Below are 15,777 nucleotides of genomic sequence, written 5' to 3'. Positions count from 1 at the left end.
GCGGCCCTTGGACACGTCAGCGGTGGTGTGCCGATGTCAGGTAGTGCTGGCGCAGCAGTTCCTTGCCGTAGTCGTTGCCGTTCGGCGTGCGGAGGATGGAGTGGACGTGCTTCTGCGTCGCACCGTCACCCTGCTTGGCCCCGTAGGCTCCGGCGAGCGGACCGGGACCCTGGCAGTCGACCTCGGCCCACACGACGGGGCTGTGGACGCGTAGGTAGAAGGCGGAGTCGTCCGCCGTGCCACCCGCCCACGTGACGTAGGTGTCGTTGAGGTGCTTGCGGACCTCACTCATACGGACCCGTGCCGCGTCGGACCTGGCGCGACCCTCGAAGGCCTCGACGACGGCGAGGAGTTTGGTCTTCTGCGTACCTGTCAGGGTGTTGCACCGCAGACCGGTGTACGCCTGCACGGTGTTGTCGGAGAACGCGCCCGCCTTCATCGACTCGTTGGACTTGGTGGCGGACTCGATGACGGCGGACCGCTGGACGTCCGTGAGGGAGTTGATGAAGGCGAGGCTCGCCGTCACCTCCTCCTGGCACACGGAGACCGTCTCCCCGTCGATCTCCATGGACGTCGGCTCGGAGCCCCAGAAGCAGGGGCTCATGACGACCTGGTCGCCGAGCACGAAGTAGTTGACGACCAGGTGGTGGCCGTCGAACTGGAAGCCCCACGGCTCGTCCGCGGAGGGGGTGCCCATCACGGTCCAGTAGTACGCGTCCTCGTTGAACGCCGTGGTGTTGCCGATCGCCTCGCCCGCCGCCTGGTTGAGGCGGCGGATCTTCTCCGTCGTCTCCAGGCCCTCGGCGCTCAGGGCCGCCGCGAGCAGCGCGGTGCCGAGGGCGTTCTGCGTGTCGGAGAGGTCGGCGAGGCTGACGCCCTGGCGCTCGTAGGCGTCGACGTTGCTCCACAGCCGCCACTCGGTGGAGTGGACGGTGTACTGGGTCTGGGTCCTCTGGTCGTCGCTGAGCCCGGCGAGGAATGCAGCGGCCGCCTTGATCACCGGACCGGTGGCCACCTTGGTGGAGTGGACCGTGTAGAGGTCGTCCACGCGCTTGCCGTCGGTGGTGAGACCGAAGAAGTCCTCGGTGACCGACTGGTTGCCCGGACCGCCGCCACCCGGCCCGCCGCTGGGTGCGCCGCTCGGGGCCGCCGACGGCGTGGTCGTGGTGTCGTCGGCCAGGGCGGACCAGGCTCCGACTCCGCCCATGGTCGCCACGGCGGTGGCGCCGCTCGCGAAGAACACCTTGCGCAGGAAGTTGCGACGGTCGGTGAGGGCGCGGTGCCGGCCCGGCTGCTCGGTCGGACCCGCGACGTCTTCGGTACCGGTCTGCTCGTTCACTCCGGTCCGCTCCTTCCACTCGGGGCGCGTCCCCTGCGGACCGCCCGGCCCGACTCTGTACCGCCTACCTGAGCCGCACCTGAAACCGGCAGCCGCAGGGTGAAGACCGTGCGGCCCGGGACACTTTCCACCTCGAGTGCCCGTCGTGCGCGTGGGCGAGGGCCGCCGCGATGGCGAGCCCGAGGCCGGTGCTGCCGGTGGCGCGCGAGCGGGAGGTGTCGGCGCGGGTGAAGCGCTCGAAGACGGTCGGCAGGAGAGACGCGTCGATGCCGGGGCCGTCGTCACGTACCCGTACGAGGACGTGCCCGGCCCCGTCCGTCGTCACCGAGGCGAGCACGGAGGTGCCGGGCGGGGTGTGGACGCGGGCGTTGGTGAGGAGGTTGGCGACGATCTGATGGAGCCGGGGCCGGTCCCCCCGTACGGTGAGCGCGCCGTCGGCGGACTCCAGTGCCACCTGCCAGTGGTGACCGCCGCCGGCCGCCCGGGCGTCCCAGACCGCCTCGGCGACAAGGCCCGCGAGGTCGACGTCCTCCCCCTCGGTCGGTCCTTCCGCCGGCGGCCGGCCGTCGCCCAGCTGTCCCTCGTCCAGCCGGGCGAGCAGCAGCAGATCCTCGACCAGTCCCGCCATTCTGGCGGACTCGGCGTCCACCCGCCGCCAGGCCAGGGCGGGGTCCACGGGCGGCACGGGGCGGTTCATGAGCTCGGCGTACCCGACGATCGAGGCCAGGGGGGTGCGCAGTTCGTGACCGGCGTCGGCGAGGAATCTCCGCATCCGGTCCTCGCTGAGACGGATGCGTTCCCCGTGGCGGCGTCGTTCGGCGAGGGATGCCTCGACGTGGTCGATGAGCCGGTTGAGGGCGGCGCCCACCTGCCCGGCCTCGCTCACCGGATCGGTGTCGGGGGCCGGCACCCGGGTGAGCGGGCCGACCTCACCGTGGCCGAGCGGTGCCCCCGCGACGTCGGCGGCCGTGGCCGCCACCCGGCCGAGGGGTCGCAGCTGTCGGGCGATCACGACCGCGCAGGTGCACCCCGCGACCAGCAGCCCCGTCGCGTACACGGCGGTCCCGACGGTGATGAGACGCCCCACCAGGTGCTCCACCTCGCCGACGGGCAGCCCCGCGAGGACGGGCTCGCCGTCGCCTGCCAGCGCCCTCAGCCGGTAGGTGCCCAGGCCGGGGATGCTGCGGGTGTGGGTCCGGCCGTCGGCCTCGATGCCGTCGAGCGCGGCGAGCTGTCCGGCGTCGAGGGCGACGAGCTCGCCGTCCTCAGGGACGACGGCGGCGGCCAGGACGGTGGAATCGCCCGACAGCCGTGCTCCGAGGGTGCCCACGGTCTGTCCCCGTTCGTCGAGGAACGACAGGTCCCGCGCCTTCCCGCCGTCGTCCATCCTGCGTTGGAGCCCGCCCTGGGCGCGCTCGGCGGCATCGGTCACCCGCTCGTCGAGGCTGCCGAGGAGGAAGTCACGGCCGGCCAGCACGGTGGTCAGCGCCATCGCCCCGCAGACGACGGCCAAGGTGAGCACGATGAAGACCAGCAGGCGGGTTCGCAGCCGTCGGGGACGTGGCAGCCGCCTCCCGGTCATCGCTGCGCGTCCGGTGGTCCGATGGCGTAGCCCACGTTCCGCACTGTCCGGATCATGGGTGCGCGCCCCCGGTCGATCTTGCGGCGGAGGCCGGAGATGTAGACCTCCACGAGGTTGCCGCCGCCGTCGAAGGACTCGCTCCACACCCGGCTGAGGATCTGTGCCTTGCTGAGTACCTGCCGGGGGTGGGACAGCAGCAGGGCGAGCAGGTCGAATTCCTTCGCGGTGAGGTGGACGGGCTCGCCGTCCCGGTGCACCTCACGCGTGGCGCCGACCAGCACGAGGCCCCCGAGGACGAGCGCTTCCGGCTCGGGCGCGCGCTCGGCACCGGCCCGGCGGAGCAACGCGCGCAACCGCAGGACCACTTCCCGCACGCTGAACGGCTTGGTGACGTAGTCGTCCGCGCCGGCGGAGAGCCCGTCGATGCGGTGGTCGAGGCCGTCGCGGGCGGTGAGCATCAGAACGGGCAGCCGGGGCTGCTCGGCGCGGAGCGAGCGCAGGACGTGGAGGCCGTCCATGTCGGGCAGCATCCCGTCGAGGCAGACGACGTGCGGGGCGCAGCTGCGGGCGGCGCGCAGTGCTGAAGCGCCGTCGGGGGCCTCGAACGGCTGCCAGCCCGCGTCGCGCACGGCGAGGGAGAGCAGCTCGGTCAGGTTCGCCTCGTCGTCGACGATGAGGACGCGGGCGGGGTCGGTGCGGATACCGGGCATCCGCCCATCGTCGGCCGGTCACCTGGGAGCCGGCTGTGCGGGTGCTGTGCCGGAGCGAGGAACCTGTCCGCGCGGGCGACCGCGACGGCTGCCCAGGCGCATCGGGACACCGGAACGCGAAGGGCCGCACCCCGGGGGGTGCGGCCCTCGCTCACTTCGCGGTGCCCTTACTTGCGGATCAGGCTGCGGAGGACGTACTGCAGGATGCCGCCGTTGCGGTAGTAGTCCGCCTCGCCGGGGGTGTCGATGCGGACGACGGCGTCGAACTCCACACCGGTGTCGGTGGTGACCTTGACCGTGCGCGGCGTGGTGCCGTCGTTCAGCTCGGTCACGCCGGTGAAGGAGAAGGACTCCTCACCGGTCAGGCCGAGGGACTCGGCGGTGTGGCCCTCCGGGAACTGAAGCGGGAGGACGCCCATGCCGATGAGGTTCGAGCGGTGGATGCGCTCGTAGGACTCGGCGATGACGGCCTTGACGCCCAGGAGCGCGGTGCCCTTGGCCGCCCAGTCGCGGGACGAGCCGGAGCCGTACTCCTTGCCCGCCAGGATGACGAGCGGGGTGCCGGCCGCCTGGTAGTTCTGCGAGGCGTCGTAGATGAACGACACCGGGGCGCCTTCATCGGACCGGGTGAAGTCGCGGGTGAAGCCGCCCTCGGTGCCCGGCGCGATCTGGTTGCGCAGGCGGATGTTGGCGAACGTGCCGCGGATCATGACCTCGTGGTTACCACGGCGCGAGCCGTAGGAGTTGAAGTCACGGCGCTCGATGCCGTGCTCCGTGAGGTACTTGCCGGCCGGGGTGTCGGCCTTGATCGCACCGGCCGGGGAGATGTGGTCGGTGGTGACCGAGTCGCCGAGCTTGGCGAGCACCCGGGCGCCGGTGATGTCCTCGACCGGGGTCGTCTCCATCGTCATGCCCTCGAAGTACGGGGGCTTGCGCACGTAGGTGGACTCGGAGTCCCACTCGAAGGTGTTGCCGGTCGGGATCGACAGCGCCTGCCACTGGGCGTCGCCCGCGAAGACGTCCTGGTAGGACTTGTTGAACATGTCCTCGCCGATGGAGTTGGCGACGACGTCGTTGACCTCGGCCTCGGAGGGCCAGATGTCCTGGAGGAAGACGGGCTTGCCGTCCTGGTCGACGCCGAGGGCGTCCTTGGTGATGTCGACCTTCATCGAACCCGCGATGGCGTACGCGACGACCAGCGGCGGGGACGCCAGGTAGTTCATCTTGACGTCGGGGTTGATCCGGCCCTCGAAGTTACGGTTGCCGGAGAGCACCGAGGTGACGGCCAGGTCGTGGTCGTTGACCGCCTTGGAGACCTCTTCCGGCAGCGGGCCGGAGTTGCCGATGCAGGTGGTGCAGCCGTAGCCGACGAGGTTGAAGCCGACCTTGTCGAGGTAGGGGGTCAGGCCCGCCTTGTCGAAGTAGTCGGTGACGACCTTCGAACCCGGGGCGAGCGTGGTCTTGACCCACGGCTTGCGGGTCAGGCCCTTCTCGACGGCCTTCTTCGCCACGAGCGCCGCGGCGACCATGACGTACGGGTTCGAGGTGTTGGTGCAGGAGGTGATCGCGGCGACGGTGACGGCGCCGTGGTCCAGCTCGTACGTCGTGCCGTCGGGGGCGGTGACGGTGACCGGGTTCGACGGGACGCCGTTGGAGGCGGCGGGGGCGTCGGAGGCCGGGAAGGACTCCTTGCCCGCCTCCTCGTCGTCGGAGACGTAGTTGCGTACGTCCTGGGCGAACTGCGCCTTGGCGTTCGCGAGGACGATGCGGTCCTGCGGGCGCTTCGGGCCGGCGATGGAGGGGACGACCGTGGAGAGGTCGAGCTCCAGCTTCTCGGAGAAGTCCGGCTCGGCGGCCGGGTCGAGCCAGAGGCCCTGCTCCTTGGCGTACGCCTCGACGAGCGCGACCTGCTGCGCGTCACGGCCGGTCAGGCGGAGGTACTTCAGCGTCTCGTCGTCGATCGGGAAGATCGCGGCGGTGGAGCCGAACTCCGGCGACATGTTGCCGATGGTGGCGCGGTTCGCGAGGGAGGTGGCGGCGACGCCCTCACCGTAGAACTCGACGAACTTGCCGACGACGCCGTGCTTGCGGAGCATCTCGGTGATGGTCAGCACGAGGTCGGTGGCGGTGGTGCCGGCCGGGAGCTCGCCGGTCAGCTTGAAGCCGACGACGCGTGGGATGAGCATGGAGACCGGCTGGCCGAGCATCGCGGCCTCGGCCTCGATGCCGCCGACGCCCCAGCCCAGCACGCCGAGGCCGTTGACCATCGTGGTGTGCGAGTCGGTGCCGACGAGGGTGTCGGGGTACGCCTGGCCGTTGCGGACCATGACCGTGCGGGCCAGGTGCTCGATGTTGACCTGGTGGACGATGCCGGTGCCCGGGGGGACGACCTTGAACTCGTCGAAGGCGGTCTGGCCCCAGCGCAGGAACTGGTAGCGCTCCTTGTTGCGGCCGTACTCCAGCTCGACGTTCTGGGCGAACGCGTCGTTGGTGCCGAACTTGTCGGCGATGACGGAGTGGTCGATGACCAGCTCGGCCGGGGCCAGCGGGTTGATCTTCGTGGCGTCGCCGCCGAGCTCCTTGACGGCCTCACGCATGGTGGCGAGGTCCACGACACAGGGGACACCCGTGAAGTCCTGCATGATCACGCGGGCCGGCGTGAACTGGATCTCCTGGCTGGGCTGGGCCTGGGAGTCCCAGCCGCCGAGCGCCCGGATGTGGTCGGCGGTGATGTTCGCGCCGTCCTCCGTGCGGAGCAGGTTCTCCAGCAGCACCTTCAGGCTGTAAGGGAGGCGCGCGGAGCCCTCGACCTTGTCCAGCTTGAAGATCTCGTACGACTCGTCACCCACGCGCAGCGTGCTGCGGGCGTCGAAGCTGTTCGCCGACACGACAGTCTCCTTCTTCAATGTGCGCGTTCAACCGCGCCGCGCCTCATGTGCGGCCGGCGCCGCCTGCGGCCCCCACCATCCGCTAAGGTAAGGATTAGTTAGGTAACCCTTACCGAGCGGCGGCTGCGGTGCGCCTCGGCAGATATCTCGATGTCGAGATAACTCTAGTACATCGCCGCCGCGCGGTCATGCCCGGGCACCCGTGTCCTGCGCCGCACCGACGCGGGCAGGCGCCCTTACCCGGGCCGCCTACCCGCTCGTGCGGTGATCGCACCGGTCAGGGCACGGCCGTCATGCCCCCGGAGTCGTCGCGGGGAGCGCCGCCCTCCTGCGGAAGAGGTCCTCGGCGGCGCTCTGGGCCCGGTCGCGGACCGCCACCGGGTCGACGCTGCGGACCCGGCCGTCCTCCACCAGCCGGTGGCCGTCCACCCACACGTCGGCCACGTCGGCCGCACCGGCCGAGAAGACCAGGTGGGCGGCGGCGTTGAAGTCGGGTCCGTGCAGCAGCGGGGTGGTGTGCAGGGCACGCAGGTCGACGGTCACGACGTCGGCCTTCTTCCCCGCTTCGAGCGAGCCGGTCTCTCCGTCCAGGCCGAGGGCCCGGGCACCGTCGAGCGTGGCCATGGCGAGGATGTCCCACGGATCGCCGGTCGTGGGGTCCCGCGTCGTCAGCTTCTGCAGGAGGGACGCGAACTTCATCTCCTCCAGCAGGTCCAGGTTGTTGTTCTCCTTCTCGCCGTCGCTGCCGAGGCCCACCGTGATGCCCCGGCTCCGCATGTCCATGATGCGGGCGGGCCCGGAGGAGAGCTTCATGTTGGAGCAGGGGCAGTGCGCGACCGCCGTGCCGGTGCCCGCGAGGAGGTCGAGTTCGTGGTCGTCGAGCCAGACGCAGTGCGCCACGACCGTGCGGGGGCCGAGGATGCCCCGGTGGTGGAACTCCTCGATCGGCCTGCGGCCCGTCAGCCGCAGGGACTCCTCCACCTCCCAGGTCGTCTCCGAGGAGTGGGTGTGCAGGCCCGTGTCGAATTCGTCGGCCAGGGCCGCTGCCGCCTTGAACGCCTCCTCCGAACAGTAGAAGAGGTGCTCCAGACCCACCCAGGTCCGGACGCGGTTCTCGGCGTGGGTGCGGTACTCCTCCAGCAGCCGGCGGTTGGTGCCGAGCGTCTCGAAGTAGTCGTAACCGGGCAGGTCCGCGACATAGGGGACAAGGGTGGCGCGGATACCGACCTGTGCGGCGGCCCGGGCGGAGCCCTCCATGTGGCGCCACATGTCCATGACCGAGGTGGTCCCCGCGCGCAGCGACTCGGTGTAGCAGAGGAGGGACGCGGCCTCGGCGATCTCGGGGGTGAGGGCCTTGTGCGCGGGGTCGACGTAGTCGCGCAGCCAGTCCCACAGCGACTTGGACTCGGCGGTGCCGCGCAGCAGTCCGGAGTGCAGGTGGGTGTTGTGCAGTCCGGGGACGACCGCGTGACCGGTGGCGTCCACGACGACGGCGTCGGCGGCCGCCGCGTCCAGGACCGCGACCGGGCCCACAGCGGTGATCCTCCCGTTCTCGATCAGGACCGACCCGGGGTCGAGGACCGCCCTGCGCCCTTCGCAGGGCAGGACGATGCCGTTGCGGATCAGCGTGCGGGGGTGACGGGCGCTCATGCGCCGGCTCCCGTCCAGAAGCCGGCGTGGACGGCCGCGGCCCGGTCGTGCAGGTGCGGTCCGGAGACCTCCACGGGCCGCTGACCGGAGGCGAAGACGGTGCGGCAGGGCAGCGCCATGGTGGGGTTCTCCTCGTCGGCGCCGGTCAGGGCGAGGAGTTCGTCCTCTCCGAGGGCGTAGACGACGCGTCCGATCCCGCTCCAGTAGACGGCGCCCGAGCACATCGCACAGGGCTCGGTGCTGGTGTACAGGGTGGCGCGCGTGAGTTCGGCGCGGGTGTACGCGGCGGTCGCCAGCCGGACCAGGTTGGTCTCCGCGTGGCCGGTGGCGTCCCGACCGGTGGTGACGGTGTTGCCGGCCTCCAGGACGGCGGTTCCGTCCAGGACCAGCAGGGAGCCGAAGGGGTGGTTGCCTTCCTTGCGTGAACGGGCGGCGAGGTCGATGGCAGCGGTCAGGAACGCCTCCTCGTCGGGGGCCAGGGCGGCGGGGGCTGCGGGGTTCAAGGGATCTCCTCGGTCGGTGCGGGTGCGGTACGGGCGCCTGGGCGCATGGGCGGCTGGAGGGGGCGGGGCGGGACCGGCGGAGGGGCGGAGGGCGGCTGCGGGTCAGGCCGCGGGCAGGGCCTCGGCCGGTGTGCCGGGGGCGGGGAGGCCGCCGGGCGGGGTGGGACGCCAGGCGGTCAGCGCGGCGTACGCGGCGGCCGCCACGGCGAATCCCACGAGCAGCCCGAAGGGCCCCACGGCCGGGTGGGCGGCGGCCAGCGGTCCCGTGTAGAGGGACTGGTTCATGAACGGGATCTCGGCGAGCAGGGCGATCAGTATCGACGGCAGCCCCCAGCCGAAGCGGTGCCGGGAGTCGTACAGCCGGGCCGTGTCGTGCAGGCCGCGCTCCCGCCACCAGTACGCCGTGACGAGCACCGCGCCCCAGGGCGCCAGCCAGTAGCCGGTCATCAGCAGGAAGTCCTGCAACTGCGCCGCGAAGTCGCCGTGTCCGGCGTACCACGAGAGGACGGTGCCCAGGCCGCCGACGACCAGGACGGACACCCAGCGGGGAAGGGCGAATCCGGCCACGAGCGCGGCCATGGCACCCGAGTACAGGTCGATGACGGTGGACGCGAGGGTGGAGAGGAGCAGGGCGACCAGGACGATCGTGCCGAGGACGTGCGGGAGCAGGCCGCTGACCATGGCGCTGGGGTCGTCGACGGCGGCCACGGTGCCGATCGCCGCGCCCAGCGAACCGATCCACACCCCGGCGAGCGCGCTGCCGCCGCCCGCCGCGAGGAACACCCGGCGGGGGCGGGCGGTGGCCGGCAGGTAGCGGCTGTAGTCGGAGGCGTACGCCGACCAGCCCAGTCCCCGCGCCGCGGTGACCGCGGTGACCAGCAGGAACGCGGCGACGGGGCCACCCGAGGGATCGGTCGGCGCGGTCGCGTGGGCCTCGCCGAATCCGTAGACCGAGACCACGGCGAAGACGACCACCAGCGCGATCGCGAGACAGCGCTCGACGGCGTGGATCATCCGGTAGCCGAGGACCGCCACCGTCAGTTGCGCCGCCGCCATGAGCAGCAGCGCGGGGGCGAAACCGAGGCCGGTCAGGTCACGGAGGATGAACATCCCGAGCAGGGTGTCGACGACGCACCAGCCGACACCGTTGACGACGGTGAACGCGGCCGACGGCAGCGCGCCGAGCCGCCCGAACGGCCCTCGGGTCTGGATGAGCTGCAGCACGCCGGTGAGCGGGCCACGGGTGGAGAAGAGGCCCACCATCACCGCGCTGAGCGCGGTCCCCAGAGCGATCGCGAAGACCGCCGGCAGCAGGTCGAGACCGAACACGGAGGTGGAGAGGGCGCCCACGCTGAGCGTCGCGAACTGCACGTTCGCGCCGAACCACAGCGTGAACAGCGACCGGGGCCGGCCGTGCCGGCGGTCCACCGGCACGGGGTCGACACCGGCCCGCTCGATGCCGGGCGGGGGCACCCCCGGCCCCCGGTCCCGCGCGGGCGCACGGCCGTCGGCGGAGGGCGGGGTGACGGAGGGCGGGGTGACGGAGGGTGGACTGGTGGGCAGCGGTTCGGCGCGCACGGGATCTCCTCAGGGCGACGGGAGTGCGACCGGACGCCGGGACCGAACGGGTCGAACGCGGCGTCGAGGCAGCGGGGACATGCGGCTCAGGGCGGGTGGTGTGGTCCTGCGGGGGTTCGGGTGGTGCGGTCCCGCGGGGGGGTGCGGGTTCGGGGTGGTGCGGTCCCGGGGGGTGCAGGTGGTGTGGTCCTGCGGGGGCGGCGCGGGTGGCCGGCTGCGGCACGCGGACTCCGTTGTCCCGCGAGGGCGCACGGTCCGGACGGCGGAGGGGTGCGGCCGGGTCCTGCGATGTCCCTCAGTGAACCCCCGGCGAACGGCGGGCGGACCGGTACGGGCCTCCAGACGGAGGGCCGGTGAAGGAGGGTGACCCCGTACTATTCTCCAAACCCCGTGCCCAGCGGTGTGCACGCCCGTAACACACCCACGGGAGGCCCGGCCGCTCCTGCCGTGCCTCTCCCGTCAGGCAGGAACCAGGTGCTGCTGTCCGAACTCCTCGGGATACCCGGCCTCGGCCTCACCCCGCTGCTCCCGGCGCGAAGGGACCGCCGGGTGACCGGCGTCTGCACCACGGATCTGCCCGACCCCGGCCGCTATCTGGACGGCGGGGAGCTGGTCCTCACCTCCACCACCTGGTACCGGGAGCCCCGGGACGCCGACGTGTTCGTCGCTGCGCTCGCCTCGGCGGGCGCAGCGGCCCTGGTGGCCGGATCGGCGGCCGTCGGCGAGCTGCCCGGCGCGCTCACCGACGCCTGCGAGCGGCAGGGGCTGCCGTTGCTGGCGGTCGGTGACGACGTGTCGTACGCCGCGCTCACCGAGACCGTGCTCGCCGTGCTCGCCGGCCCCGTCGGCCGCTCCCCCGGCGCCGGACTCCATCGCGGCCTGGTGGCCAGCATGGCGTCCGGAGCCGGCGCGGAGGGCCTGGTCGAGGTGCTGGCCCGGTCCACGGGCGTGCACTGCGCGGTGCTTTCGGCCACCGGGCGACTCACCGCGGGTGCCGTGCCGGACGTGTCACCCCGTCATGTCCGGCGCTCCCTGCGGGCGGCCTTCGCCGCCGGCGCCTTCCCCTCCGTACAGCCACTGCCCGGCGGTGGGCACCTCACTTTCCTGCCCGTGCAGTCCCCCGTCGCCCACCGCCCGCCCGCGGGCTACCTGGCCGCGGCCGGGGACCACCGGGACTGGGCGCCCGGGATCGCGGACGCCGCCGCGGAGGTGTGCGCGCTGCTCGCCCTCGACGGGGTCGCCCGGCAGGAACGCCGGCGCATCGAGGAACGGCTGCTGCGGGAGTCCGTGGACCTCCTGCGCGAGGGCCGCACCGAACCCGCCGCGGGGCGCCTGCGCAGCCTCGGGCTCGACCTGGAGGCGCCGCCTGCCGTCGCGTACGTCACGACGACCGGCCGCCCGTACGGCACGGAGCTCGCGGCAGTGATCCTGGACGACGTGCACGAGCAGATACCCGGTTGTTCGGCTCCGTTCGCGGCGGCGGAGGGCCATCTGATGTTCGTCCCGGCCTCCGGCAGCGGCGGCCGGGACGACGGCCTCTCCGGACTGCTCGCGGAGGCCGCCCGCCGGCTCGGCCCCTTCCTCGCGCACGGCTGGGCCGCGATCGGCGTCTCGGGGCCCTCGACGGGGCAGGACGGGCTGCGCCGGGCGCTGGAGGAGGCCCGGCACGCCCAGCGCGTCGCCCGGCTCGGCACAGGTCCCGTGCGGGTCGCGGGCACCGAGGCGCTCTCCTCGCACCTGATGCTGCTCGCCGCCGTCCCCGACGAGGTGCGCCTCATGTACCGGGAGCGGCTGATCGGCGTACTGGAGCGGTACGACGCCGAGCACCACAGCGACCTCGTGGGCACCCTCAGCGCGTTCCTCGACGCGTCCGGCTCCTGGCAGCGGTGCGCAGAGCAGCTCCACGTCCACGTCAACACACTGCGCTACCGGCTCCAGCGCGTCGAACAGCTCACGGGCCACAGCCTGGCCACACTCCACGACCGGGTGGACTTCTGCCTGGCGCTCGGAATCAGGTAGGCCACCCCGCGGGGCCTGTCCCGGGTGCAGCCTCGTCTCGGCGGCGGCAGCGGCGGCAGCGGCGACGCACGCGGCAGGACCGGTACATTTCGATGCCGACCACCCGCCCGCCAGGGAAGGCACCGTGCACTTCACCCGCACCTCCGAGACCGTACAGGCATGGGTCCACGGCTGGGCCCTCTCACGGGGAGCGGCCGAACCGGCCCTCTCCTCCTGGGGCTTCACCGTGAACACGGGGCCGCCCGCCCACGCCACGAGCCATGTCCTGACCACCGCCGACGCGGCGACGGTGCGGGAGATAACCGCGGGCACGACCAGGCCCGGCGTCCGGCTGAAGGCCTTCGTGCGGGCGGAGTCGCTCGCGGCCTGGGTCGCGCCCGGCTGGTCCGTCGCCGACGAACCCGGCTACCTGATGTCCACCCCGCTCCGCCCCGCCCGCCCCCCGGCCCTCCTCCCCGACGGCTACCTGCTCCGCACCTGGACCCAGGACGGCGTCACGTACGCCCGGGTGTGCGCGGCCGACGGCACGCTCGCCGCACGAGGCCAGGCGGCCGTCACCGGCATCACCGCGGTCATCGACAAGGTCGAGACCCAGCCCGCCCACCGGCGCCGCGGTCTCGGCCGCCTGATCATGCGCACCCTCACCGACGCGGCCGCCGGGCGGGGTGCGACTGTCGGCCTGCTGGCCTCGTCGGCGGAGGGCCGGGCCCTGTACGAGAGCACGGGATGGGCCGTGTCGGCACCGCTGGCCAACGCCCTGCGGGGGTCTGACCCGGCGCGGCACTGACCGCGCCCGCGACTCATGGGCCCGCCTGGGCCGCGCCCGCGTGCATGACCCGGCGGCTTCGGGATACCCGTACTCCTGACAGAGGAGGCACAGATGCCGCTCACCTTCCGAAAGAGCTTCCAGATCCTCCCGGGCGTCCGGCTGAACATCAACCGCCGCTCGTGGTCCGTCACGACGGGCGGACGGCACGGACCGAGGCGCACCACGAGCAGCACCGGCCGGCGCACCACGTCCATGGACCTGCCGGGCCCGTTCGGCTGGCGGAGGACGACACGCCGCCGCGGCTGACCTCACACCGCCGTCGCGGGCTCGGCCGGCCTCACCCGTTCGGCCGAGCTCCGCACGCCGGGCCGCCGGGCACGCCCGACCCTTCAAACAGGCGCTCCCACACGGCCGGGCACCCGACCGTCACCTGAATCCCACACCCCCGGCACGATCTTCATCTCATATCTGAGATAGCGTGCAGCCATGGAAGACGACTACCTCGCACGTATCGGCAAGCTCATCCGTGACGCCCGTCAGCACCGTGGCTGGACACAGAGTCAGCTCGCCGAGGCGCTGGCCACGAGCCAGAGCGCCGTCAACCGCATCGAACGTGGCAACCAGAACATCAGCCTTGAGATGATCGCCCGCATCGGCGAGGCCCTCGACAGCGAGATCGTGTCGCTCGGTTACGCCGGCCCCATGCACCTGCGTGTCGTGGGCGGCCGTCGGCTCTCGGGCTCCATCGACGTGAAGACGAGCAAGAACGCGTGCGTCGCGCTGCTCTGCGGCTCGCTGCTCAACAAGGGCCGCACCGTGCTGCGCCGGGTGGCCCGCATCGAGGAGGTCTTCCGGCTGCTGGAGGTCCTCAACTCCATCGGCGTACGCACCCGGTGGATCAACGACGGTGTCGACCTGGAGATCCTGCCGCCCGACCGGCTCGAGCTGGAGTCCATCGACGCCGACGCCGCGCGCCGGACCCGCTCCATCATCATGTTCCTCGGCCCGCTGCTGCACCGCGAGGACCGCTTCACCCTGCCGTACGCCGGCGGCTGCGACCTCGGCACGCGCACGATCGAGCCGCACATGATCGCGCTGCGCCGCTTCGGCCTGGAGATCGCCGCGACCGACGGGCTCTACCACGCCCAGGTCGACCACGAGGTCCGGCCCGGCCGCCCCATCGTCCTGACCGAGCGCGGCGACACGGTGACCGAGAACGCGCTGCTGGCCGCCGCCCGGCACGACGGCACGACGGTCATCCGTAACGCCTCCTCCAACTACATGGTCCAGGACCTGTGTTTCTTCCTGGAGGCGCTCGGCGTGCGCGTCGACGGCGTCGGGACGACGACCCTCACGGTGCACGGGGTGCCGGAGATCGACGTGGACGTCGACTACTCCCCCTCCGAGGACCCGGTCGAGGCGATGAGCCTGCTGGCCGCCGCCGTGGTGACGGAGTCCGAGCTGACGATCCGCCGGGTCCCGATCGAGTTCCTGGAGATCGAGCTCGCGGTCCTGGAGGAGATGGGCGTCGACTGCGACCGCACGGCGGAGTACGCGGCCGACAACGGCCGTACCCGGCTGGTGGACCTGACGGTCCGGCCCTCCAAGCTGGAGGCGCCCATCGACAAGATCCACCCGATGCCCTTCCCCGGGCTGAACATCGACAACGTGCCGTTCTTCGCGGCGATCGCCGCGTCCGCGCACGGCAAGACCCTGATCCACGACTGGGTCTACGACAACCGCGCGATCTACCTCACCGACCTCAACCGCCTCGGCGGCCGGCTCCAGCTCCTGGACCCGCACCGCGTCCTGGTCGAGGGCCCGACCCGCTGGCGCGCCGCCGAGATGATGTGCCCGCCGGCACTGCGGCCGGCGGTGGTGGTACTGCTGGCGATGATGGCGGCCGAGGGCACGTCCGTGCTGCGCAACGTGTATGTCATCAACCGGGGTTACGAGGAGCTGGCGGAGCGGCTGAACTCGGTGGGTGCGCAGATCGAGATCTTCCGGGACATCTGAAAGCTCCATGAACAGGTAACGCGAAGCCCCTCCTGACCTGCACGTATGCGAGCCAGGAGGGGACTCGGCTTCGCCTGTGGGACTTCTCAGGGACTTTTGGACCGAGCCGGGAGACTGCCGGTCTCGGGGCTGGGGGCGGAATTGCCCGGCACTCCACGTGATGGGTCACGGGCAGGGTGTTGGCATGAGCGGATCATGGGAGAGGACAGGTCGGCCGGGTTCCCGGCTCACTGCCTTGCTGTCACGCTCAGACACCCTCCACGAGCCCGTCCCGCTCACTGCGGACGCAAGCTCGCACATCATGCCCCTTACCGCTCCTCTACGGTCATAGTGGAGGCATGCCCTCCATCCCGCAGCGCCCCGTGCCCGCGCCGAGCGGCCTCTCGGACGCGGCCGCTGAGGATCTCGCGCTGTACCGGGAGAAGTTCCGGCGGCGTCTGCCGGAGTCGCTGGACGAGTTGCACGGCCCGATCCAGGGAGTTGTGGAGTTGCCATTGCACATGGCCTGGTCCGGAATGACGTCGTACGACTTGGGCAAACCTCGCCAGTGTATGGGCCTGTACCGCACCGTCCTGCACGAGGGCCTGCACGACGACCTGCCCCGCTACCTCAACCAGGCCCTGCTCCTCCAGCTGTGGCCGGTGCTGCGCACACTCGTCGGCCGCACCGTCCGCGCCGTATGGGAAGACGCCTTACGGCCACATCAAGCCGAACAAGAGCCCG

Annotated in this window: 10 protein-coding genes and 2 pseudogenes; 5 read left to right on the top strand and 7 right to left on the bottom strand. The window is 71.9% G+C overall.

The genetic code is table 11. From position 1 onward, the window contains the following. Positions 1–16: 16 nt before the first annotated feature. The 7 genes and pseudogenes from ACIP63_RS26495 to ACIP63_RS26465 all read right to left on the bottom strand — a co-directional run bounded on the left by ACIP63_RS26495 (position 17) and on the right by ACIP63_RS26465 (position 10,250). Positions 17–1,339 carry a DUF3500 domain-containing protein gene (locus tag ACIP63_RS26495; protein ID WP_401520207.1) on the bottom strand — a complete coding sequence of 441 codons (1,323 nt, stop codon included), beginning with the start codon at positions 1,337–1,339 and terminating at the stop codon, positions 17–19. Then, positions 1,336–2,921: pseudogene (locus ACIP63_RS26490) on the bottom strand (sensor histidine kinase). The gene ACIP63_RS26495 and the pseudogene ACIP63_RS26490 overlap by 4 nt, the downstream one beginning before the upstream one ends. Further along, positions 2,918–3,631: a response regulator transcription factor gene (locus ACIP63_RS26485; protein WP_401520205.1), complete on the bottom strand. Its 714-nt coding sequence runs from the start codon at positions 3,629–3,631 to the stop codon at positions 2,918–2,920. Before ACIP63_RS26485 ends, ACIP63_RS26490 begins: the two are co-directional and overlap by 4 nt. Positions 3,632–3,798: 167 nt before the next feature. Continuing rightward, entirely contained in the window at positions 3,799–6,519 is a 2,721-nt protein-coding gene (gene acnA, locus ACIP63_RS26480) for an aconitate hydratase AcnA (protein WP_401520202.1), read from the bottom strand. 291 nt (positions 6,520–6,810) lie between these two features. Continuing rightward, positions 6,811–8,169 carry an amidohydrolase family protein gene (locus ACIP63_RS26475; protein ID WP_401520200.1) on the bottom strand — a complete coding sequence of 453 codons (1,359 nt, stop codon included), beginning with the start codon at positions 8,167–8,169 and terminating at the stop codon, positions 6,811–6,813. Continuing rightward, positions 8,166–8,672 carry a nucleoside deaminase gene (locus ACIP63_RS26470; RefSeq protein ID WP_401520198.1) on the bottom strand — a complete coding sequence of 169 codons (507 nt, stop codon included), beginning with the start codon at positions 8,670–8,672 and terminating at the stop codon, positions 8,166–8,168. The genes ACIP63_RS26475 and ACIP63_RS26470 overlap by 4 nt, the downstream gene beginning before the upstream one ends. A 102-nt stretch (positions 8,673–8,774) precedes the next feature. After that, the gene (locus ACIP63_RS26465; RefSeq protein ID WP_401520196.1) at positions 8,775–10,250 is read right to left on the bottom strand and encodes a purine-cytosine permease family protein; all 1,476 of its coding nucleotides are present in this window, start codon (positions 10,248–10,250) and stop codon (positions 8,775–8,777) included. Positions 10,251–10,697: 447 nt separating this feature from the next. Here ACIP63_RS26465 and ACIP63_RS26460 point away from each other — a divergent pair, with 447 nt between their 5' ends. The 5 genes and pseudogenes from ACIP63_RS26460 to ACIP63_RS26440 all read left to right on the top strand — a co-directional run. Continuing rightward, complete coding sequence (locus tag ACIP63_RS26460) at positions 10,698–12,269, top strand: helix-turn-helix domain-containing protein (RefSeq protein WP_401520194.1); 1,572 nt, start codon at positions 10,698–10,700, stop codon at positions 12,267–12,269. A gap of 124 nt (positions 12,270–12,393) precedes the next feature. Further along, positions 12,394–13,056 carry a GNAT family N-acetyltransferase gene (locus ACIP63_RS26455; RefSeq protein WP_401520192.1) on the top strand — a complete coding sequence of 221 codons (663 nt, stop codon included), beginning with the start codon at positions 12,394–12,396 and terminating at the stop codon, positions 13,054–13,056. A 93-nt stretch (positions 13,057–13,149) separates the two neighbouring features. Further along, positions 13,150–13,344: a DUF4236 domain-containing protein gene (locus ACIP63_RS26450; protein ID WP_401520189.1), complete on the top strand. Its 195-nt coding sequence runs from the start codon at positions 13,150–13,152 to the stop codon at positions 13,342–13,344. 180 nt (positions 13,345–13,524) lie between these two features. Continuing rightward, the gene (locus tag ACIP63_RS26445) at positions 13,525–15,054 is read left to right on the top strand and encodes a helix-turn-helix domain-containing protein (RefSeq protein ID WP_401520186.1); all 1,530 of its coding nucleotides are present in this window, start codon (positions 13,525–13,527) and stop codon (positions 15,052–15,054) included. Between the two features lie 338 nt (positions 15,055–15,392). After that, a pseudogene (locus ACIP63_RS26440) lies at positions 15,393–15,746 on the top strand (hypothetical protein); the annotation flags it as partial. Positions 15,747–15,777 lie beyond the last annotated feature (31 nt).

It is taken from the genome of Streptomyces sp. NPDC088746 (assembly GCF_044751065.1).
Classification (GTDB): Bacteria; Actinomycetota; Actinomycetes; order Streptomycetales; family Streptomycetaceae; genus Streptomyces.
Note: the sequence above shows the minus strand (reverse complement) of the source record. Positions and strands in the feature narration are given on the sequence as shown.

Excerpts from the sequence above, each read along its gene's own strand:
- ACIP63_RS26485 (WP_401520205.1), bottom strand. The coding sequence starts at position 3,631 with ATGCCCGGTATCCGCACCGACCCCGCCCGCGTCCTCATCGTCGACGAC.
- ACIP63_RS26475 (WP_401520200.1), bottom strand. The coding sequence starts at position 8,169 with ATGAGCGCCCGTCACCCCCGCACGCTGATCCGCAACGGCATCGTCCTG.
- ACIP63_RS26450 (WP_401520189.1), top strand. The coding sequence starts at position 13,150 with ATGCCGCTCACCTTCCGAAAGAGCTTCCAGATCCTCCCGGGCGTCCGG.
- ACIP63_RS26445 (WP_401520186.1), top strand. The coding sequence starts at position 13,525 with ATGGAAGACGACTACCTCGCACGTATCGGCAAGCTCATCCGTGACGCC.